Source organism: Rhodococcus sp. NPDC003318, from assembly GCF_042879035.1.
GTDB lineage: Bacteria > Actinomycetota > Actinomycetes > Mycobacteriales > Mycobacteriaceae > Rhodococcus_G.
Window position 1 is genome coordinate 303,863 of the sequence record NZ_JBIAOU010000001.1, and the last position, 20,136, is coordinate 323,998.

At 71.5% G+C, this 20,136-nt stretch carries 19 protein-coding genes; 10 read left to right on the top strand and 9 right to left on the bottom strand.

Features of this window, described 5'->3' with window-relative positions; genetic code table 11:
- Nucleotides 1-22 precede the first annotated feature (22 nt).
- The 4 genes from ACFYVR_RS01290 to ACFYVR_RS01305 all read left to right on the top strand — a co-directional run bounded on the left by ACFYVR_RS01290 (nucleotide 23) and on the right by ACFYVR_RS01305 (nucleotide 5,266).
- Nucleotides 23-1,522, top strand: a complete 1,500-nt coding sequence (locus ACFYVR_RS01290; protein WP_387468798.1) for a glutamate-cysteine ligase family protein — start codon at nucleotides 23-25, stop codon at nucleotides 1,520-1,522.
- A 31-nt stretch (nucleotides 1,523-1,553) separates the two neighbouring features.
- Nucleotides 1,554-2,819: a saccharopine dehydrogenase family protein gene (locus ACFYVR_RS01295; protein ID WP_387468800.1), complete on the top strand. Its 1,266-nt coding sequence runs from the start codon at nucleotides 1,554-1,556 to the stop codon at nucleotides 2,817-2,819.
- 63 nt (nucleotides 2,820-2,882) lie between these two features.
- Nucleotides 2,883-4,217 carry a CoA transferase gene (locus tag ACFYVR_RS01300; RefSeq protein WP_387468802.1) on the top strand — a complete coding sequence of 445 codons (1,335 nt, stop codon included), beginning with the start codon at nucleotides 2,883-2,885 and terminating at the stop codon, nucleotides 4,215-4,217.
- A gap of 23 nt (nucleotides 4,218-4,240) precedes the next feature.
- Nucleotides 4,241-5,266, top strand: a complete 1,026-nt coding sequence (locus ACFYVR_RS01305) for a nucleoside hydrolase (protein WP_387468804.1) — start codon at nucleotides 4,241-4,243, stop codon at nucleotides 5,264-5,266.
- Nucleotides 5,267-5,329: 63 nt separating this feature from the next.
- On the opposite strand, the gene meaB is transcribed toward ACFYVR_RS01305, so the two are convergent.
- Genes meaB through ACFYVR_RS01320 form a run of 3 tightly spaced genes read right to left on the bottom strand, consistent with a single transcriptional unit; the run spans nucleotide 5,330 to nucleotide 10,441 of the window.
- The gene (gene meaB / locus ACFYVR_RS01310; RefSeq protein ID WP_387468806.1) at nucleotides 5,330-6,325 is read right to left on the bottom strand and encodes a methylmalonyl Co-A mutase-associated GTPase MeaB; all 996 of its coding nucleotides are present in this window, start codon (nucleotides 6,323-6,325) and stop codon (nucleotides 5,330-5,332) included.
- Nucleotides 6,312-8,564 carry a methylmalonyl-CoA mutase gene (scpA, locus tag ACFYVR_RS01315; protein WP_387468808.1) on the bottom strand — a complete coding sequence of 751 codons (2,253 nt, stop codon included), beginning with the start codon at nucleotides 8,562-8,564 and terminating at the stop codon, nucleotides 6,312-6,314. The genes meaB and scpA overlap by 14 nt, the downstream gene beginning before the upstream one ends.
- The gene (locus ACFYVR_RS01320; protein WP_387468810.1) at nucleotides 8,561-10,441 is read right to left on the bottom strand and encodes a methylmalonyl-CoA mutase family protein; all 1,881 of its coding nucleotides are present in this window, start codon (nucleotides 10,439-10,441) and stop codon (nucleotides 8,561-8,563) included. The genes scpA and ACFYVR_RS01320 overlap by 4 nt, the downstream gene beginning before the upstream one ends.
- Before the next feature lie 125 nt (nucleotides 10,442-10,566).
- Here ACFYVR_RS01320 and ACFYVR_RS01325 point away from each other — a divergent pair, with 125 nt between their 5' ends.
- From ACFYVR_RS01325 to ACFYVR_RS01340, 4 genes are read left to right on the top strand one after another with little or no spacing between them, the layout of a single operon-like run.
- Nucleotides 10,567-11,373, top strand: a complete 807-nt coding sequence (locus ACFYVR_RS01325; RefSeq protein WP_387468812.1) for a hotdog fold thioesterase — start codon at nucleotides 10,567-10,569, stop codon at nucleotides 11,371-11,373.
- A complete protein-coding gene (locus ACFYVR_RS01330) occupies nucleotides 11,367-12,059 on the top strand; it encodes a TVP38/TMEM64 family protein (RefSeq protein WP_387468814.1) in 693 nt (230 codons plus the stop codon). The genes ACFYVR_RS01325 and ACFYVR_RS01330 overlap by 7 nt, the downstream gene beginning before the upstream one ends.
- A gap of 59 nt (nucleotides 12,060-12,118) precedes the next feature.
- Nucleotides 12,119-12,694 (top strand): hypothetical protein, encoded by a 576-nt coding sequence (locus ACFYVR_RS01335; RefSeq protein WP_387468817.1) that lies wholly within the window; start codon nucleotides 12,119-12,121, stop codon nucleotides 12,692-12,694.
- Complete coding sequence (locus tag ACFYVR_RS01340) at nucleotides 12,691-13,200, top strand: hypothetical protein (RefSeq protein ID WP_387468819.1); 510 nt, start codon at nucleotides 12,691-12,693, stop codon at nucleotides 13,198-13,200. The genes ACFYVR_RS01335 and ACFYVR_RS01340 overlap by 4 nt, the downstream gene beginning before the upstream one ends.
- 13 nt (nucleotides 13,201-13,213) lie before the next feature.
- Here the strand turns inward: ACFYVR_RS01340 and ACFYVR_RS01345 are convergent, their stop codons facing one another.
- Genes ACFYVR_RS01345 through ACFYVR_RS01355 form a run of 3 tightly spaced genes read right to left on the bottom strand, consistent with a single transcriptional unit; the run spans nucleotide 13,214 to nucleotide 15,740 of the window.
- Nucleotides 13,214-14,389, bottom strand: coding sequence for an SPFH domain-containing protein (locus ACFYVR_RS01345; RefSeq protein ID WP_387468821.1), 1,176 nt, complete (start codon nucleotides 14,387-14,389; stop codon nucleotides 13,214-13,216).
- 43 nt (nucleotides 14,390-14,432) lie between these two features.
- Nucleotides 14,433-14,864 carry an NfeD family protein gene (locus tag ACFYVR_RS01350; protein WP_387468823.1) on the bottom strand — a complete coding sequence of 144 codons (432 nt, stop codon included), beginning with the start codon at nucleotides 14,862-14,864 and terminating at the stop codon, nucleotides 14,433-14,435.
- A 51-nt stretch (nucleotides 14,865-14,915) separates the two neighbouring features.
- Complete coding sequence (locus ACFYVR_RS01355; RefSeq protein ID WP_387468825.1) at nucleotides 14,916-15,740, bottom strand: DUF3097 domain-containing protein; 825 nt, start codon at nucleotides 15,738-15,740, stop codon at nucleotides 14,916-14,918.
- A gap of 67 nt (nucleotides 15,741-15,807) precedes the next feature.
- Between ACFYVR_RS01355 and ACFYVR_RS01360 the strand changes: the two genes are divergently transcribed.
- Complete coding sequence (locus tag ACFYVR_RS01360; protein ID WP_387468827.1) at nucleotides 15,808-16,620, top strand: hypothetical protein; 813 nt, start codon at nucleotides 15,808-15,810, stop codon at nucleotides 16,618-16,620.
- A 15-nt stretch (nucleotides 16,621-16,635) separates the two neighbouring features.
- Here ACFYVR_RS01360 and ACFYVR_RS01365 read toward each other — a convergent pair whose 3' ends face one another.
- Both ACFYVR_RS01365 and ACFYVR_RS01370 read right to left on the bottom strand, forming a co-directional pair.
- The gene (locus ACFYVR_RS01365; RefSeq protein WP_387468829.1) at nucleotides 16,636-17,574 is read right to left on the bottom strand and encodes an SAM-dependent methyltransferase; all 939 of its coding nucleotides are present in this window, start codon (nucleotides 17,572-17,574) and stop codon (nucleotides 16,636-16,638) included.
- Between the two features lie 37 nt (nucleotides 17,575-17,611).
- Complete coding sequence (locus ACFYVR_RS01370; protein WP_387468832.1) at nucleotides 17,612-18,397, bottom strand: thioesterase family protein; 786 nt, start codon at nucleotides 18,395-18,397, stop codon at nucleotides 17,612-17,614.
- Nucleotides 18,398-18,510: 113 nt separating this feature from the next.
- Here ACFYVR_RS01370 and ACFYVR_RS01375 point away from each other — a divergent pair, with 113 nt between their 5' ends.
- Nucleotides 18,511-19,812 (top strand): glutamine synthetase, encoded by a 1,302-nt coding sequence (locus ACFYVR_RS01375; RefSeq protein ID WP_387468834.1) that lies wholly within the window; start codon nucleotides 18,511-18,513, stop codon nucleotides 19,810-19,812.
- A gap of 10 nt (nucleotides 19,813-19,822) precedes the next feature.
- Here the strand turns inward: ACFYVR_RS01375 and ACFYVR_RS01380 are convergent, their stop codons facing one another.
- Nucleotides 19,823-20,131 carry a hypothetical protein gene (locus ACFYVR_RS01380; protein WP_387468836.1) on the bottom strand — a complete coding sequence of 103 codons (309 nt, stop codon included), beginning with the start codon at nucleotides 20,129-20,131 and terminating at the stop codon, nucleotides 19,823-19,825.
- Nucleotides 20,132-20,136: the final 5 nt, after the last annotated feature.

Genomic DNA, 20,136 nt, shown 5'->3' on the forward strand with positions numbered 1-20,136 from the left:
GCGACGAGCGAGGGAGGCGTGCATGGGCCGCGAGGTCACCCGGCTGGTGTTCACCCGCAAGGACCGACAGGTGTTCCGCGAGAAGGTTCACGACTGCCTCGACGCCCTCGCGGACCTGCTCGCCGGGGAGACCGGCACGACCAGCGATCCGACGGTCGGGCTCGAGCTCGAGCTGAACCTCGTCGACGCGGGCCACGAGCCCGCGATGGTCAACGCATCGGTACTCGACGCGATCGCCGACCCGGCCTACCAGACCGAACTGGGCCAGTTCAACATCGAGGTGAACGTCGCGCCGCGCCGGCTCGACGGAGACAACCTCGAGGACCTCGAGCGGGAAATGCGCGAGACATTGAACCGGGCGAACAACCGCGCCGGCGCGGGGGGCGGCCGGCTGGCCATGATCGGGATCCTGCCCACCCTGCGCAAACGGCACCTCGACCAGCGATGGATGTCGTCCGATCCCCGATACACCGCGCTCGACCAGCAGATCTTCGCCGCCCGCGGCGAGGACATCGAACTCGACATCACCGGCGTGCCACTGCCGGACCGCACGGACGTGGAACACCTGAGGACCCTGACCGACACCATCCTCGCCGAGGCCGCGTGCACGTCCACGCAGCTGCACCTGCAGGTGTCGCCGCGCGAGTTCGGTGCGCACTGGAACTCCGCGCAGATGCTGGCGGGCGTACAGGTGGCGATCGCGGCGAACTCGCCGTTCTTCGCCGGTCGCGCGCTCTGGCACGAGACCCGCATCCCCCTGTTCGAGCAGGCCACGGACACCCGGCCGCCGGAGCTCCGGAACCAGGGGGTGCGGCCCCGGGTCTGGTTCGGCGAACGGTGGATCTCGTCGATCTTCGACCTGTTCGAGGAGAATTCGCGCTACTTCCCCGCGCTGCTGCCCGAGTGCACGGACGAGGACCCCCGGGCCGTCGTCGACGCCGGCGGCGTCCCGGAGCTGGCCGAGCTGCGCATGCACAACGGCACCATCTACCGGTGGAATCGGCCGATCTACGACACCACCGACACCGATCACCACCTGCGTCTGGAGAACCGGGTGCTGCCGTCGGGACCGACGGTGAGCGACACGGTCGCCGACGCCGCGTTCTACTACGGTGCGCTGCGCTCGCTGGCGACGGCGGAGCGGCCGGCGTGGTCGCGGATGCCGTTCGAGGCGGCCGCCGCGAATCTGCGGTCGGGTGCGCGACGCGGCTTCGACGCCCGGCTGTACTGGCCCGACGACGGCTGGCACACTCCCCGTGATCTCGTGCTGCGGATCCTGTTGCCGCTCGCGCACCGGGGACTCGACTCGCTCGGCGTCGACCCCGGTGTCCGGGACCACTACCTGGGGATCATCGAGGCACGGTGCGAGTCGGGCCGCAGCGGAGCGGTGTGGCAGCGGGAGGCGGTCGCCGCGCGGGAGGCGGCGGGTCAGAGCCGGGACACGGCGCTGGCCGCGATGGTCGGTGACTACCTGGACCGCATGCACCTCTCGGAACCCGTTCACACCTGGGATCTGCCGTGAAAGCCCCGACCGCCGAGTAGGGTTGCGGCCCATGACCGGGAACCACGAGTCTGGGACACCTGCCCGCACCCGCGACCTCGACGTCGTCGTCTACGGCGCCACCGGCTTCGTCGGCAGGCTCACTGCCGAGTACCTGGCCCGGCACGCGCCCGACGGCACGCGAATCGGCCTCGCGGGTCGCTCGCGCGAGCGGCTCGAGCGGGTCCGGGAGCAGATCCCCGGCGCGTCGCAGTGGCCCGTTCTCGTCGCGTCCGCCGACGATCCCGCCTCCCTCGACGCCCTCGCCGCCGCAACCCGTGTGGTGGTGACGACCGTCGGCCCGTACGCCCGGTACGGCATCGACCTGGTGCGCGCCTGCGCGGAGGCGGGCACCGACTACGCCGACCTCACCGGCGAGGTGCCGTTCGTGCGCGAGTCGATCGACCGCTACCACGACGCCGCGACGGCGTCCGGGGCCAGGATCGTGCACTCGTGCGGATTCGACTCCATCCCTTCTGATCTCGGAGTCCACGTGCTGCACGAGCAGGTGGCGGCCGACGGCGAGGGCACCCTCCTCGACACCACGATGGTCGTCACGTCGTTCCGCGGCGGCGTGAGCGGCGGAACCGTCGACTCGATGCGCGGCCTCGTGGACGCCGCGAAGGCGGACAAGCACATCCGCACCGTCATGGCGCAGCCCTACTCCCTCAGCCCCGATGCCGCTGCCGAACCGAACGTCGGACGCCAACCCGATGCCGCACTGGTCAAGGGTTCCGACATCGCGCCCGGACTGAAGGGTGTCACGGCACCGTTCGCGATGGGACCGGTGAACACTCGGGTGGTGCGGCGCAGCAACGCCCTCCGCGGCTGGGCGTACGGCCGCAGGTTCCGGTACCGGGAGGTGATGAGTGTCGGACAGTCGCCGCTCTCACCGGTGCTCGCCGCCGGGGTCGCGGCGGGGCTCGGTGGACTGATCGCGGGCCTGTCGTTCCCCCCGACCCGTGCACTGCTCGACCGCGTGCTGCCCAAGCCCGGCGAGGGACCGAGCGAGAAGACCCGCACCACCGGGCATTTCACGACCGACGTGTACACGACCACGACCACCGGGGTGCGCTACACGTCGCGGATGCACGCCAAGGGCGACCCCGGGTACGCCGCCACCTCGGTGATGCTCGGCGAGTCGGCGCTCGCGCTGGCCCTCGACCGGGACACGCTGCCCGCCACGGCGGGGGTGCTGACGCCCGCGACGGCGATCGGCGACCGCCTCGTCGAACGGCTGCGGGACGCGGGCTTCGAGATCACCGTCCGGAGGACGTAACCACCACACGGGTTGCGGTGCCGGATCACCGGAACATCGTGGACGGCGGGGTACGGTGCAGTGGTGGCGTCGCCGAAGCTGATCCACGACGAGTACGAGCGCGGTTGCGCGCTGCCCGCGGACCCGGGGTCGGTGCGGTATCCGGCGCCGTCGGGCCATCTGTCGTCGCGGCTGCCCGCGGCCGCGCTGGCCGCGGGGGCGGTGGGGGCGCTCGCGTCGGCGGTGAATCGGCTGCTGGTCTCCCGTGGGCGCGACCCGCACACCTGGCTCCTCGATCCCGAGCGGATCGCCGCGTCGTTCGCCGCGGACCGGGTGATGCGCATCGACGGCGATCCGGTGTCCGGGTTCGCCCCGATGTCGGGATTCTTCGCGGCGTCGGACGGCTGGGTGCGCACCCACGCGAACTATCCGCATCACCGGACCCGGCTGCTGACAGCCCTCGATCTGCCTGCCGATGCCGATCCGGGCATGCTCTCGGTCCGGGTCGGCGAACTCGCGGCACAGGACGTCGAGGACCGCTGCGCCGAGGCGGACGCGGTCGCGGCGCGGGTCCGCACCGAGGAGGAGTGGGCGGCGCACCCGCAGTCGCTCGCGACGTCCACGGGTCCGCTGGTGGCGATGACGCCCACCGACGGATACACGGGGGTGACGCTGTCGGTGGCGGATCCGGTGCACCCGCTCGCGGGTCTGCGGGTGCTGGATCTGACGCGGGTGCTGGCGGGCCCGGTCGCCGCGCGCGCGTTGGCGCTGCTCGGCGCGCAGGTGCTGCGGGTCGATCCCCCACAGCTGCACGAGATCGACTGGCAACACCGCGACACCGGCCAGGGCAAGCGGTCGACCCTGCTCGACCTGACCGCCGCCGCGGATCTGGACACGATGCGGGGCCTGATCGCAACCGCGGACGTCCTCGTCACCGGGTACCGGCCGGGCAGTCTCGACCGCTTCGAACTGTCCTCGGACGCACCGGGACTGGTGCGGGCGTCGGTCAGCGCATGGGGTGACCGCGGTCCGTGGTCGGGCCGCCGCGGATTCGACAGCATCGTGCAGGCGGCGTCCGGGATCGCACTCGTCGAGGGCGGTGAGCATCCGGGGGCGCTGCCCGCGCAGGTGCTCGACCACGCCAGCGGATACCTCCTCGCGGCAGGCGTCGTGGACGCGGTGACGCTCCGCTGCGCCGACCGTCGCGGCCGCGACGTGTCGGTGTCTCTGGCCCGCACGGCGCGGACGCTGCTCGATCTGCCGGGCCGTCTCACCGCGCCCGCAGAGTCCCTGGATCCCGGTCCGGCGGCCGGCGTCACGCACGGCGCGATCACGACCGCCAGGCCCGCGCTCCCCGGATATCCCGAATACCCGTTCCCCGCGCACGACTGGGGTGCCGACGCACCACACTGGGTGTGAAAGGCGTCTGAGAGGATGGGCCGGTGCCGGCCTCCGTACCCCTGATCGTCGACGTGGACACCGGGATCGACGACACCGTTGCCCTGGTCTACCTGCTGTCCAGTCCGGAGGCCGACATCCTCTCGGTCGCCAGTACCGCGGGGAACGTACCCGCCGCCCAGGTCGCCGCGAACAACCTCGCGCTGCTCGACCTGTGCGGCCGACCCGACATCGAGGTGACCCTCGGTTCCCCCGTGCCACTGAGCGACGACCTGCGCACGACCGAGGACACGCACGGGCCCCGGGGCATGGGGCACGCGGAACTGCCGCGGTCGCCGCGGGAGCTGTCCTACCGGGATTCCGCTCAGGCGTGGGTGGACCTGGCCCGCTCCCGGCCCGGCGAGATCACCGGGCTGGTGACCGGCCCGCTGACGAACCTCGCGTTGGCGCTGCGTCGCGAACCGGAGTTGCCGCGACTGCTCCGCCGACTCGTCGTGATGGGCGGCGCGTTCAACCATCCCGGCAACACGACGCCGAAGTCGGAGTGGAACATCTCGGTCGATCCCGAAGCGGCCAAGGAGGTCTTCGACGCGTTCTCCGCCGCTCCCGCGGACCGACGACCCCTGGTGTGCCCCCTCGACATCACCGAGACCCTCGAGATGACACCGGACCACCTGCGCCGGTTGGCCAGTGCGGCGGGCAGCGAGCCGGCCGAACTGATCGCGGAGACCGATCCCGCCGGAACCCGTTCCCGGGCAAGCAATCCGGTCGTCCGCGTGCTGTTCGACGCGATCCGCTTCTACCTCGATTTCCACCGCGCGCACGGGCAGGGCTTCATCGCGCACATGCACGACCCGTTCGCCGCGGCCCTGGCCCTGGACCCGTCGATCGCCCGGACCCGCCCGGCGACCGTCGACGTCGAACTGACCGGCACCCTGACTCGGGGGTGCACGGTCGCCGACTGGCACGGCATGTGGGGGCGGGAACCGAACGCCGACATCGCGGTCGGCACCGACCCGGAGGCGTTCTTCGACCACCTGATCTCACGGATCGGATCCCACCTGCGCTGACGCGCAGTGGTGCACTTCCGGACGGCCGCGCATCCGAAAGTGCACCACTGCGGCGCAGCCGCACTACTTGTCGAACGCGTCCAGGATGCGGTGCGCCGCCAACGCGGCCGTGAGCGACCCGTCCCGCACCTGCTGCTCGACGTCGCCGCGGACGGCCTTGACCTCCGGATCGGTGTCGAGGCGGCGCAGCAGCTGGTCGTGGACCATCGACCACGTCCAGTCGACCTGCTGCTGATGCCGTTTGCGTTCGAGTTCGCCGGCGTCGCCGAGGACCTTGCGGTGCCGCAGCACCTCGTCCCAGAACTTGTCGACTCCGACGTTCTCGAGCGCGCTCATCGTCAGGACCGGCGGCTTCCACAGCGCGTCGTGCGGGTAGATCAACCGCAGCGCGCCGGCCAGCTCGCGGGCCGCGGCCTTGGCCTCGCGCTCGTGCTTGCCGTCGGCCTTGTTGACGGTGACGATGTCCGCGAGTTCGAGCACGCCCTTCTTGATGCCCTGCAGCTGGTCTCCGGTGCGGGCCAACGTCAGGAACGTGAAGGTGTCGACCATGTTCGCGACGGTGACCTCGGACTGCCCGACGCCGACCGTCTCGACGAGGATCACGTCGTAGCCGGCGGCCTCGATCAGCACCATCGTCTCGCGGGTCGCCTTCGCGACACCGCCGAGCGTGCCCGACGTCGGGGACGGCCGGATGAACGCGTTCGGCTCGACCGACAGGTTCTGCATCCGGGTCTTGTCGCCCAGGATCGAGCCGCCCGTCCGGGTGGAGGACGGGTCGACCGCGAGGACGGCGACCTTGTGCCCCAACGAGATCAGATACATCCCGAGGGCTTCGATGGTGGTCGACTTCCCGACTCCGGGGACGCCGGTGATGCCGACGCGGATCGCGCCCCCGGCGTGCGGGAGCAGGCGGAGCAGCAACTGCTGCGCCTGCTCCCGGTGGTCCGTCCGGGTGGATTCGACAAGGGTGATCGCTTTTGCGATCTCCCCCCGCCGACCGGCCAGGACCGCGTCGCCGAGGGCGGTCAGATCCAGGGGCGGACGACTAGTCGGCGACAACCGAATCGTGTCCCAACTGTTCCGACAGCTTCTGCAGCAGCCCGATCGCGGCGTCCGCGAGGACCGTGCCGGGCGGGAAGATCGCCGCGGCGCCGGCCTGGTACAGCTCCTCGAAGTCGCCGGGCGGGATGACGCCGCCGACCACGACCATGATGTCGGGGCGGCCCACCGCGGCAAGAGCCTCCCGCAGCGCAGGCACCAGGGTGAGGTGGCCGGCGGCGAGGGAGGACACGCCGACGATGTGCACGTCGGCGTCGGCCGCCTGCTGGGCGACCTCCTCGGGGGTCTGGAACAGCGGTCCCACGTCGACGTCGAATCCGAGGTCCGCGAAGCCGGTGGAGATCACCTTCTGGCCTCGGTCGTGCCCGTCCTGACCCATCTTCGCGACGAGGATGCGGGGACGGCGACCCTCGGCCTCAGCGAACTTCTCGACGAGTTCGGTTGCGTTGGAAATGTTCTCCGACTTTCCGGCCTCGTCCCGGTACACCCCGCTGATGGTCCGGATCTCGGCCTGGTGACGCCCGTACACCGTCTCCAGCGCGTCGGAGATCTCCCCGACGGTGGCCTTGGCGCGGGCCGCGTTCACGGCCAGGGCGAGCAGGTTGTTCTCCATGCCGCCCTCGGTGGACGCCGCGGCGCGGGTGAGCTCGGCGAGGGCGGCCTGCGTGGCGGCCTCGTCGCGCTCGGCACGCAGCTGCTGCAGCTTCGCGAGCTGCTCCGCGCGCACCTTGGTGTTGTCGACCTTGAGCACCTCGATGCTGTCCGGCTCGTCCGGCACGTACTTGTTGACGCCGATCAGCGGCTGACGGCCGGAGTCGATGCGGGCCTGGGTGCGGGCCGCGGCCTCCTCGATGCGCAGCTTCGGGATGCCCTCGGAGATGGCCTGCGCCATACCGCCGGCCTCCTCGACCTCCGCGATGTGCGCCCGGGCCCGGTTGGCCAGCTCGTTGGTGAGCCACTCGACGTAGTGCGAACCGCCCCACGGGTCGATCGGCCGGGTCGTGCCCGACTCCTGCTGCAGCAGGAGCTGGGTGTTGCGGGCGATGCGGGCCGAGAAGTCGGTCGGCAGCGCGATCGCCTCGTCGAGGGCGTTGGTGTGCAGCGACTGGGTGTGCCCCTGGGTCGCGGCCATCGCCTCGACGCAGGTGCGCGCGACGTTGTTGAACACGTCCTGCGCGGTGAGCGACCAGCCGGAGGTCTGCGAGTGGGTACGCAGCGACAGCGACTTGCTGGACTTCGGGTCGAACTTCGCGACCAGCTCGCTCCACAGCAGACGCCCGGCGCGCAGCTTGGCGACCTCCATGAAGAAGTTCATGCCGATCGCCCAGAAGAACGACAGGCGGGGCGCGAACTTGTCGATGTCCATGCCCGCGTCGAGGCCGGCGCGGATGTACTCCACACCGTCGGCGAGGGTGTACGCCAGCTCCAGGTCGGCCGTGGCACCGGCCTCCTGGATGTGGTAGCCGGAGATGGAGATCGAGTTGAACTTCGGCATCTTCGCGCTGGTGAACGCGAAGATGTCGGAGATGATCCGCATCGACGGCTTCGGCGGGTAGATGTAGGTGTTGCGGACCATGAACTCCTTCAGAATGTCGTTCTGAATGGTTCCGGCCAGCTGCTCGGGCGTGACGCCCTGCTCCTCCGCGGCCACGACGTACAGCGCCAGGATCGGCAGCACCGCGCCGTTCATCGTCATCGACACCGACACCTGCGACAGGTCGATGCCGTCGAACAGCTGCCGCATGTCGAGGATCGAGTCGATCGCCACACCGGCCATGCCGACGTCACCCTGCACGCGCGGGTGGTCGGAGTCGTAGCCGCGGTGCGTCGCGAGGTCGAACGCGACCGACAGGCCCTTCTGACCGGACGCGAGGTTGCGGCGGTAGAAGGCGTTGGACTCGGCGGCGGTGGAGAAGCCGGCGTACTGCCGGATGGTCCACGGCTGGTTGACGTACATCGTCGGGTACGGCCCGCGCAGGAACGGAGCGGCACCGGGGAAGCTGTCGAGCGGGTAGCCCGCCGCCTCGGCGGCGTCCCGGTCGGCCTTCGTGTAGACCGGCTTGACGTCGATGCCCTCGGGCGTCGACCAGACGACGTCCTCGGCGGCGTAGTTGTTGGCCTTGGCGGCCTCTTCGATGTGCGCGGTGACCTCGGCCTCGGTCGGCGCGGCGGGTGCCGGGACGTCCGGGTCGGTCAGCGGCACGTCGGCGAAGCTGCCGATCTCGTGCTTGATGCTCATTTCGCTCCCAGGGTGTCGAGCAGACCGGTCAGCGCCGACACTGCGTCAATACGAGCGGTCAGGAAGCCGTCCGGCCGGTCCGCGCCCTGCGCGTCCGCGAACGTCTTCTCCGGTCCCGCGAGGAGGACGGTCTCGATGCCTGCGGCGCGCAGTGCGTCGACCGCGGGCACACCGTCGGTGCCGTACCGCTTGTCGGTGCCGCACAGGACCGCGATGGTGGTCTCCGACTCCTTCACGATTCCGGCGACGGTGGCCAGGTCGAGGGTGCCGGGGTTGACCGCCTCGATGCCGCCGGAGGCGAGCAGGTTCGCGGCGAATGTGGTGCGGCCGTTGTGTTCCGCGACCGGACCGAGTGCCGCGAGCAGCACCTTGGGCCGGTGGCCGCGCTCGGCGAGGAAGCGGTCCGAGCGGTCCCGCAGTGCCTCGAACGCGGCACCGTAGCGGGCGACGCCGGCGAGCGGCGCGGGGCCCTCCGCGAGCGGCGCCTCGGCCAGGTTCGGGAACTCGTTGACACCGGTGACCGCGGTGGTGCGGTGCGCGATGTCGGACTCACGCTTGGCGCGGGTGGCGGCGACGCGGTCGGCGATCACACCGGATTCGAGCGCGGCGGCGTACCCGCCCGCGGCCTCGATCTGCTGCACGAATTCCCACGCCCTGGCCGCGACCTGTGCGGTGAGGTCCTCGACGTACCAGGAACCGGCACCCGGATCGAGCACGCGCCCGAGGTTCGACTCCTCGAGCAGCAGCAGCTGGGTGTTGCGGGCGATGCGGGCCGCGAACGACTTCGACGTCTCCACGCTGCCCTCGGGCAACGCGACGTCGAACGGCAGCACCGTCACCGAGTCGGCGCCGCCGACGCCCGCGCCGAACGCGGCGAGGGTGGTGCGGAGCATGTTCACCCACGGGTCGCGCTGCGCCATCATCGCGGCGGAGGTGACCGCGTGCTGCGGTGCCCCGCCGAAGTCGCCGGCCCCGCACACCTGCGCGACACGCGCCCACAGCTGCCGGCCGGCGCGGAACTTGGCAATGGTCTGGAACTGGTCGTCGGTGGCGGCGAGGCGGAACTCGATCTGCCCCAACGCCTTCGCGATCGTGACATCCGAGCCGGCGAGCGCACGCAGGTATTCCAGTCCGGCCGCGACCGCGGCACCCAGCTCCTCCGCGTCCGAGGCGCCCGCGTTGTGGAACGCGGTCCCGTCGACGGTGATCGCGCGGACGGTCTCCGCCCGGGCGGCCGCGGCGACGGCCAGCGCCACCGCCCCGGTCACATCCACCCCGTCGCGACCGGCGAACGCGTCGGTGAGGGGGGACGCTCCGAGCGCCACGGTGATCGCGGCGCGGTCGGTGACCCCGTCGCCCGCGGCGGCGCGCGCGTCGATCAGCGCGTAGAGCCGCTCGGCGGCCGTGGCGACGTCGGCCCCGGCGTCGAGGGTCAGCGGCGCGAGGTCGAGCAGCACGCCGTCCAGCGCGACGTCCAGCGCGTCGGCCGACAGCCCGCCGCCGCCCACGCTCAGCCAGATCGCGCTGACACCGTTCTCCAGACCGTCCAGGACGGTCTCGTTGACCTTCTTCGGATCGCTCTCCTGAGCACCGAACGCGGCACTGACCAGCCAGCCGCTGTTGACGTCCCGGTGGGCGTCACGCCCGCGGACGAACGGGAAGACGCCGGGGAGGGGGTTCTCGGCGGCCTCGACACGTCGGGTGTAGAGCGGCGTCACGGTCACGCCGTCGTACGTGGTGGTGTCGAGAAGGTGCTCGGGATCGGCGGGCAACTCGGAGACGTCGACCCTGCGCGCCTTCGCGAGCACCGCGGCCACCGCGCGCTGCCATTCCCCGTAGCCGCGGGCAGCCTCCTCGGCCTGTGAAGCGTGTGACACTGGAGCTTGTGACACGGTGTCGGCTTCCTCTCGGTATTCGGACTCAGTCATTTGTTGCTGTGATGCTAGCCGGACCCCGCGGAGCCCTGTCCGCTGGATCACTTGACGTTCGGTAACCTCGCGGTATGAGCGTGACGACCGAGCTGCGGTGGACCCCCCAGACACTGTTCCGAGTCAGTCCACCGGCCCGGATCGGCGACGCCAACCAGACGGTCATGACCATCGATTCCGGCACTCCTCCCGGCACCGCGGCGCTCGGGGTCCTGCTCGACGATCTTCTCGGATTCACACTGTACGACCGGCGCGGTGACCGGGCCGGTCTGGTCACCGCCGAACTGTCCGTCGACGTCGTGCGTCCCGCGGCCTGGCAGGGGCCGCACCTGACGGCCGAGAGCCGGCTCGAGGCACTCGACCGGGACGGGGGGCTGAGCTCGGCTCGGGTGCAGGACTCCGCAGGTGCGCTCGTCGCGATCGCCACCCTCCGCGGCAACTTCGTCGACGACGTGAGCCCGCAGCGCACGGTGGTGACCGCCCCCGGCCCCGACCCGCAACCGCTGGTCGGCGGCCTGGCGGGGTCGCCGATCGACCTGCTCGGCGGGGTCCTCGAGGCGACCGGTTCGGGTGTGCGGCTGACGGTGCCCGGGCAGGAACAACTCGCGAACGCCAACGGGGTGATGCACGGCGGTGTCATCACGTGCGCGCACGACCTCGCGGGCACCGCCGCAGCCGCCGCCGGGGACATCCCGATGCGGGCCGGCTCGTTGCGGGTGAACTTCTTCCGGGCCGTGCCGGTGGACGGTCCCGTCGTGTTCGACGCGGAGACGGTGCGGGCCGGACGTCGGGTGGCGGTGACACGGGTCACCGCACGCGATCATCTCGGTCGCACGTGTTCGGTCGCCACCGTCACCTGTCGGCGCGACCCCGCGTGCTGAGGGGTGCGGTCCGGCGCCTGTGGACACCGCGGGCACTCGGTCTGATCGCGCTGCTGCTCGCGCTCGCGGCGGTCGCGCTGTTCGTCCCGCATCCGTCTATCGAGCAGTTGCGCGAGTGGTCCGCGTCGCTCGGCCCGCTGTTCCCGATCGCGTTCTTCCTGTTGCACGCGGTCGTGACGGTGGCCCCGTTCCCCCGTACCGTCTTCACCCTCGCGGCCGGGGTGCTGTTCGGCGCCGTCGCCGGGATAGCGATTGCGGTCGCGGCCTCCACCGTCAGTGCGGCCATCGCACTGGTGCTCGTGCGTGTCGTCGGCCGTGACGCGGTGGCCGCCCGGATGACGCATCCGGCCGTTCAGAAGATCGACGACCGCCTGGCCCGCCGCGGCTGGCTCGCGGTCGGTTCGCTGCGGCTGATCGCGCCGGTGCCGTTCTCGATCACCAACTACTGCGCCGCGCTGTCCTCGATCCGGTTCGCTCCGTACATCCTGGCCACCCTGGTCGGGATCGTGCCGGGCACGATCGGCGTCGTCCTGCTCGGCGACGCGATCGGAGGCGACACCTCGCCCGCGTTGCTCGCGGTGTCGGCGGTGTTCCTGGCTGTGGGTGTGGTAGGGCTCGTGATCGATGCCCGGCTCGGCGTTCCGGCGGGCCCCGAACAGACCATGGCGACAAGCTCCCGAACCTGACTCGCCGAAGTCAAGCCTGATACCTTGAAATGATGAAATCTAGGCTGTAACCTTGACGAATGTTCGTCATGACGGTGGACCAACGTCGCAGTCGACGCGACCACGACCGGGTTCCCGCCCTGCTCGACCACTTCTCGGGCGCCGCGCTGCTGCGCCCGTTCGAACGCACCGCCGGCGACGAGGTGCAGGCCGTCAGCGCCGACGCCGACCAGGTCGTCGACATCGCGCTCGACCTCGCCGCGACCGGAGCGTGGAGCGTCGGCATCGGCGTGGGCCCGGTCGAGACCCCGCTGCCCGAGAGCACCCGCGCCGGCCGCGGGCCCGCTTTCGAAGCGGCCCGCACCGCCGTCGAGCGCGCGAAGAACCTGCCCGGATCGATCGCCGTCGGCGGCCGGTCCGCCGCCGCGGACGCCGAGGCCGCGCTGATGCTGCTGGCCCTGACGGTGTCCCGCCGATCGGAGGCCGGCCGGGCCGCGGTGGCGGCCGCCCGCTCCGGGCTCACCCAGGCCGAGACCGCCGAACGGCTCGGCATCAGCAAACAGGCCGTCTCGCAACGACTGTCGGTGGCAGGCTGGCAGGCCGAACAGGCGGGACGACGACTCGCCACCCGACTGCTCGAGGACGCCGACCGATGACCGCACTGTCCCTGATCCTGCTCGGCGTCGCCGCCGCCGCCCCGATCCTGCTGTCCTCGAAGCGGATCCCCCACCCGGTCGCACCCGCGGTCACCGTGCTCGCGCTCGGCGGCGCCGCCCTGGCGGCCACCGCCACCCGCCCGGTCACCGGCTTCGCGTTGGGGGCCACGCTGGTGCTGGCGGTCCTCGCCGCCGCGACCGGCGGCGGTCCCCTGGTGCGCGCCGCGTTCCGCATCGCCGTGCGGCGGGACGACTCCCGTCCCCAGCCCGACGCCGGCCCGTTGCGCGGCGGTCGGACCATCGGCGTGCTCGAACGGATCGCCGTGGCCGTGGCCATCCTCGCCGGCTGGCCCGAGGGACTGGCCGTCGTCCTGGCCGTCAAGGGCCTGGCCCGCTACCCCGAGCTCCGCGAACCCCACGCCTCCGAACAGTTCATCATCGGCACGTTCACGTCGGTGCTGTGGGCGATCGCGGTCAGCGGTGTCGCGCAGGCGCTCGTCACCTGACGCCGAGAGACCCCTAACGCGGCTCGCCCCACTGCTGCGACGGCAGTTCCGGCGGCAGCGCGTGCTGGCCGGGCAGTTCGTGTTCGGGCAGCAGCGACGTCTCGACGGGCTTGCGGGCGACCGCTTCGGCGGCCGCCACGGCCTCGGCGACGGCGGGATCGGTCGTGGATTCGAACCAGTCGGCGACCTCGTCGGAGTCGTCGACCGGCGCGGACGGTTCCTCGGTGCTCGGTTCGTAGCGGAACACGCCGTCATCCCCGGGGGCACCGAGCGTCTTCGCGAAGCCCTTCAACGCGTCACCGAAGTCGCTCGGCACCAACCACACCTTGTTCGCGTCGCCCTGCGCCATCTGCGGCAGCGTCTGAAGATACTGGTACGCAAGCAGTTCCGGGGTCGGCTTCCCGGACTTGATGGCCGCGAACACCTTCTCGATGGCCTTGGCCTGGCCCTGTGCCTGCAGGTACTTCGCGGCGCGTTCACCCTGCGCGCGCAGGATCCGTGACTGCCGCTCACCCTCCGCGGTGAGGATCGCGGCCTGCTTGGCGCCCTCCGCGGACAGGATCTGGCTCTGCTTGGCGCCCTCGGCCGTCTTGATGGCGGATTCCCGGTTGCCCTCGGCGGTGAGGATCATCGCCCGCTTCTCCCGGTCCGCCTTCATCTGCTTCTCCATCGACTCCTGGATCGACGGCGGCGGATCGATGCTCTTGAGTTCGACGCGGGCGACGCGCAGACCCCAGCGACCGGTGGCCTCGTCCAGCACCCCGCGCAGCTGCCCGTTGATCGAGTCGCGGGAGGTGAGCGTCTCCTCGAGGGTCATGCCGCCGACGACGTTGCGCAGTGTCGTGGTGGTCAGCTGCTCGACACCGACGATGTAGTTGTTGATCTCGTACACCGCTGCCTGCGGGTTCGTCACCTGGAAGTAGACGACGGTGTCGATGTTGAGCGTCAGGTTGTCCTGGGTGATCACCGGCTGCGGCGGGAAGGACACGACCCGCTCCCGCAGGTCGACCTTCGCGCGGATCTTGTCCACGAACGGCACCAGGAACGTCAGCTGTCCCGACACGGTGCGCTGGTAGCGGCCGAGGCGTTCGATCACCGCGGCCTCCGCCTGCGGCACCAGGGCCACCGACTTGGCGACGACGATCACCACCAGAACGACGAGCACGGCGAGCACGATCAGCGCGGCCATACGAGCTTCCTTCCCCTGTCTGCGTGTCCTACGGGCCCGTGTCCTACGGGCCGCGCCACACGACGGCGGTCGCGCCGTCGATCTCCATGACGGTGACGGTGGTACCCGGCGAGTACACCTCGGTGTGGTCGAGCGGGCGGGCGGTCCACACCTCGCCGTCGAGTTTGACCCGGCCGTGGTGCTGGGAGACCTCCTCGAGCACCAGCGCGTGCTTGCCCGGCAGAGCCGCGGTGTTGGTCGGCAGCAGCGGCGGCTTCGAGAACCGCCGCACCAGTGCCGGACGCACCGCGAGGACGAGGGTCAGCGAGACCACCGCGAACACCACCGCGTCGATCCACACGGGCAGATCGGTCGCTGCACTGAAGCCGGCCGTCACGAGGGCTCCCCCGGCGAGCATGAGCAGGAAGAAGTCGCCCGTCGCTGCCTCCGCAGCGGCGAGCAGAACGCCTCCCACCAACCAGATCAGCGGTGCCACGCCCCCATCCAACCACAGTCGAGCGCACGGAGCCGGGCCGCGAGAGCCCGGTCAGTCGACGGTGACGAAGTCGACGAGGCGTTCGACCGCACCGATCAGCGGCGCCTCGAGATCGCGGAAACTCGACACCGCGCCGTACACCCGACGCCAGCCGTCCTGCGTTGTGCCCCAACCGAGTTCGCGGCACACACCGGTCTTCCAGTCCTGTCCGCGCGGGACGGTCGGCCAGGCGGCGATGCCCACGGCCTTGGGTCGCACCGCTTCCCAGACGTCGATGTACGGATGGCCGGTCACCATCACGTACGGGCCGAGGCCCCGGGTCAACGCGGTCTCCTTCGAGCCCTCGACGAGGTGGTCGGCCAGAACACCGACCTTGCGACCGGGTCCGGGACCGAACTCGGCGAGCCGCTCCGGCAGGTTGTCGAGGCCTTCGAGCTGTTCGACGACGACGCCCTCGACCCGCAGGTCGTGGCCCCAGACCCGTTCGACGATCGCGGCGTCGTGCACACCCTCCACCCAGATCCGGCTGGGCAGCGCCGTGCGGGCCTTCAGCCCCTCCACGCGGGTCGAGCCCGACGCGGAGCGGGTCGGCGCGGCAGCCTTCTTCGCGGTCGGGCGGGTCAGGGTGACGGGTTTGCCGTCGATGAGGAACGCGGCCTCCCGCATCGCGAACAGCCGGGTCTGCTTGCGCGCGTCCTCGAGCCGGACGTAGTCACCGTCGTACGTCTTCTCCATGCCGACGACCGCGCCGCACCATCCGGTGGCGGCGTCCTCGACGACCAGCCCCCGGTCCGCGGGTACCTTCGGGTACTCGCGCGCCCGGCGCCGGGTGTGCCCGTCGAAGATGTTGCCGCCGTACATGTCGCGTCCACTCACGACGGTCCAGGCTAGGGCACCGGTGTGCGCTGTCGCGGGCCGCCACGCCGTCCTAAGCTTGGTAACCGTGTCCTGTCCCAGCATCACCCTGACCCTGTGGTCCGCGTCGTGGCTCGCCGGCGCCTGTTCGCCCGACGACGTGATCGACGCGATCCGGGCCTGGGCGCCGATGCACCTCGTCGACGCCGCGGACGCCGAGGTCGCGTTGCGCTGGGACCTGCCGTGGCCGGACCCGGCCGACGTCGGGCCGGTGGCGCTGCTCAAGGCGATGCGCGGGGTCACCGCCGCCGACCCCGCGGCCGTGCCCGCCCTGACGCTGCCCGCCGCCGGGGACGTACGCGGACTGCCCGTGGGCACCGCCTTCGCCGCGGCGGCACTCGATGCGGGTCAGGGCGTGCTGGTCGGGACGCCCGGCGGTCCCGGTATCGGCATCGTGCCCCGGGTCGAGGGTCCGGACGTGCTGCGCTGGACGGTCTTCGGGGTACCCGCGGTGCCCCGGGCCGACGGACAACCCGGGCTCGGCGAGGTCGAGTACACCCTCCGCGAGGCCGTGCGCGACGCCGCCGACGCGTTGTCGTCGATGCACGGCGGCTTCGACGCCGGTGGCGGCGATCCGCGGGCCCGGATCGCCGAGGCTCTCGCCGACGTCTCCCGGCACACCACGCCCGACGGGACGCCCGCGCGGGCACTGCGGATCCTCGACACCGCCGACCAGGTCGCGACGATCCTCACCGTCGCGGGCGAATCCTCGGGCCGTGCGCAGACCGCCACCGGCGCCGCCGCCCGCGACGACACGTTGCGCCCCCTGTGGACGGCCGTGCGTGCCGCCCGGGTCGCCGCGGTGGCCTCCTGTGTGCGCAGCCACCAGCCGCGGACCTGAACACCGGGCTCGCCGTCACGCCGACCCACCAGCGGCCGGCTCACCAGCGGCCGGCTCACCAGGAGCCGACTCCCCCTTCCACCCCGTCAGGTACGCCGGGGCGTACGCGATCTCGGCGAGATCGTCGGGAAGGTCGGGAACCTGCACGCCGTAGGTGGTGGCGAGCTCGGCCGGGCTCGACTGCTCCACCGTCCAGCCGTGATCGGTCAGCCACCGGGCCGGGTCGGCACGTTCGTCCTCGTACAACAGCGAGGTGACGTCGACATCACCGAACAGCGCGTTCCCGAAGTACTTGTCCCGCATCGCAACGAAGCGCCGCGGGTCGTTCTCGGCGCCGAACCCGTCGAGCGCGACGCGGCTACCCGGGGCCGACAGCGCGTCGATCCGTGCGAACAGGGCGTCGTGCGCCGCCCCGGGCAGGTAGGGCAGCAGCCCCTCCGCCGACCAGGCAGTCGGCCGACCGGAGTCGAGGCCCGCGGCCCCCAGGGCCGCGGGCCAGTCCTCCCTCAGGTCCACGGCGACGGCCCGGCGATCCACCCGCGGCGTCACCGCGTGCGCCGCCAGGACCGCCGCCTTGAAGTCGAGCACCGGTTCGCGGTCGACCTCGAACACCGTCGTGCCCGCGGGCCAGTCGAGTCGGTAGGCACGCGCGTCGAGTCCCGCGGCGAGGATCACCGCCTGCGTTGTCCCGGACGCGGCGAAGTACTCGTCGAAGAACCGGGTCCGGACCCCCATGAAGCCGGGGAAGAAGAACGGCAGGGCTTCGAGCGGCGACGGGTCGGTGAGCAACCCGATGAAGTGGGGGTCGCCCGCGGCCTCGACGAACCACCGTGCGCAGCGGTCCTCGATCAGGGGGTCGGGGCGTTCGGTCTCGAGCGCGCGGAACGTCGCCACACCCAGTGCGGTGCGGCCCACGCTGCTCACGATGTCCCAGGAGTCTCCGTCGCTGCGCATCCGATCACCGTGTCGAACACTACGCCGACGACCTCCGTCAGCCCAGGGGGCGGACGGTGAGGATCTGGTTGGCCTGACCGATCGGACCGTCCAGGTCGTGGAGGACGCTCGTCGTCAGGCCGTGTCCGTCCGGGCCGAAGGTGACGGTGGTGTCGAGACCGACCCAGTCGCCGCTGGGCTGGCGCGCGAGGTGGATGGTCAGGTCGAGATTGGGGAACATCCACTCCGTCGGTTTCCTGCGCACCGCGATGCCGTTGGCGGTGTCGACCAGCGCGACGTACCGCGCGAGGGGGCCGGTCTCCTCCCCCGCGACGAGCGCGGTCTGCGTCGAGAGCCAGGCCGTGGTGCGTCCCGGCTGCGGCGGCGTGACCGGTCGCACGTCGAGGGAGGCGATGTAGCCGCCGGGCCACAGCTCCGACATCGGCCACGTCGACAGCCCGTCCGGCGGGGCGAGGCGGTCGGCGGGGCCGCCCGCCACGGAGGAGGTGTCGGCGCCACTCATCCGCCACACCCTCGCACGGACGGCCGGACGCCCGGCGGCGGTGACGGTCACCTCGAGCAGTTCGATGGTGCGTCCGGGGCGCACCACGTCGACCTCGACGTCGAACTCCTCGATCGCGAGGACCCCGAGGATGTCGATGCTGATCCGGCTGATCACCAGGTCGTCCGTGCCGCGTGCAGCGACGAACCGGTCCACCGCGTGCACGATCAGGCCGTTGAGCGGGCTGATGTGCTGTTCGGCCTCCGTCCAGGCTCCCCCCGTCAGGTCCGTCGGGAGGTAACGGCGGTCGTCGACACGAACGAAATAGCTACCTTTGCTCACGACCCCATTGTGACGGGGACCTCGACGGCGCCGGCAACCGGCCGCCGCAATCCGCGCGAGCGGCCGTCGAGCGGTGCACACTGATTACCGTTGCCGCGTGAATCGAGGGAGCCATGACCGCGACGCCGTCCGGCGTGATCGTCGGTTCGGTCGTGGACATGGCCGGGGTGTCCCGCGCGAAGATGATGCCCGCCGAGCGGCTCGACGCCTTCGTCTCGGCGGGCGCAGGGGCGTCGACGTCCTGGATGGTGTTCTGCGTGGACGACCACATCGCCTTCACCGACGCCCTGTCCGCGGTCGGTGACCTGCGACTGCGGATCGACCCCGCGGATCTGCGGGACCTCGGCGACGGCACCCGATGGGCGCCGGCCGATCTGACCTGCCAGGACGGCACGCCGTGGCCGGGGTGCCCGCGCGCGGCGCTGCGCAGCGCGGTCGACGCTCTCGCCGACATCGGAGTCGAGGTCCGCGTGGGTCACGAACTCGAGTTCACCCTGTTCGACGCGGCCGGGCCGACGCCGGGGTGGTCGGCGTACGGACTCGGCTCCGCACTGCGCCGACGGAAGTTCGTCACCGACCTGCTCGCCGCGGCGGGCCGCGCCGGCCTGACGGTGGAGCAGGTGCACGCGGAGTACGGCACCGACCAGTTCGAGATCTCCCTCGCTCCGGCCGACCCGGTGACGGCAGCGGACAACGCGGTCCTGGCGCGGACGCTGATCGGCGGTGCCGCGCGCGCCCACGCGACGACCGCGTCCTTCTCCCCGTTGCCGGTCGCCGGGGGCGCCGGAAACGGTGCCCACCAACATCTTTCGTTGCTCCGCGGCGAGCGGCCGCTGCTGTCGGACGGAGACGGACCGCACGGACTGACACCCGAAGGCGGTCACGCCGTCGCCGGCCTGCTGGCGGCACTGCCCGACGCCACGCTCCTGCTCGCGGGCTCGGCACTCTCGCACCTGCGCCTGTCGCCGGACAACTGGGCCGGCGCCTACTGCTGCTGGGGGCTCGAGAACCGGGAGGCCGCGATCCGTCTGTGCGCCGACACCCCCGGCAACCCGTACGGCGCGAACGTCGAGGTCAAGCCGATCGACCCGTCCGCGAACCCGTATCTGGTGACCGCGGTGCTGCTGCGCGCGGTGCACGCGGGCATCGACGGGAGACTGCCTCTGGCCGCGGAGGTCACGGTGAACCCGTCGCGGTTGACCGCGGCCGAACGCGAATCCGCCGGGGTCTTCCGGATGCCCACCGAACCGGCGGACCTGCTGCGCCGATTCGCGGACTCACCCCTGATCCGGACGGCGTTCACGCCCCTGCTCCGGGAGGCCGTCGACGCCGTGCGCGGGTACGAGCTCGCGGAGTACACGCACCGTCCGGTCGAGGAGGTAGCCGATCTGCTGCGCTTCGCCTGGACGATCTGAGCCGGGAGCGCTACGCGACGCGGAACGTGTAGATGCGGCAGCCCCGCATGTTGGCGGCGCCCACCACCTGCTCGGCGCGGTCCCGGTCCCCCTGTCGGTCGAGATTGTTCGCGAGCTGCGCCTCCCCGGCGCAGTAGTCCGCGATCCCCGGGTCGTCGGTCGGATTGCTCACGTAGCGGTCCGGCGGATCGCTCGGGGTGGACGGGACCGCCTCCGCCGCCACCGGGGTGACGAGCAGGACGAGGATCGCGACACAGGTCGCGACGTGACGGTGGATCATGGACAACGCTCCGGCGCTGGTGAGGTACGACACCACCATCGTGC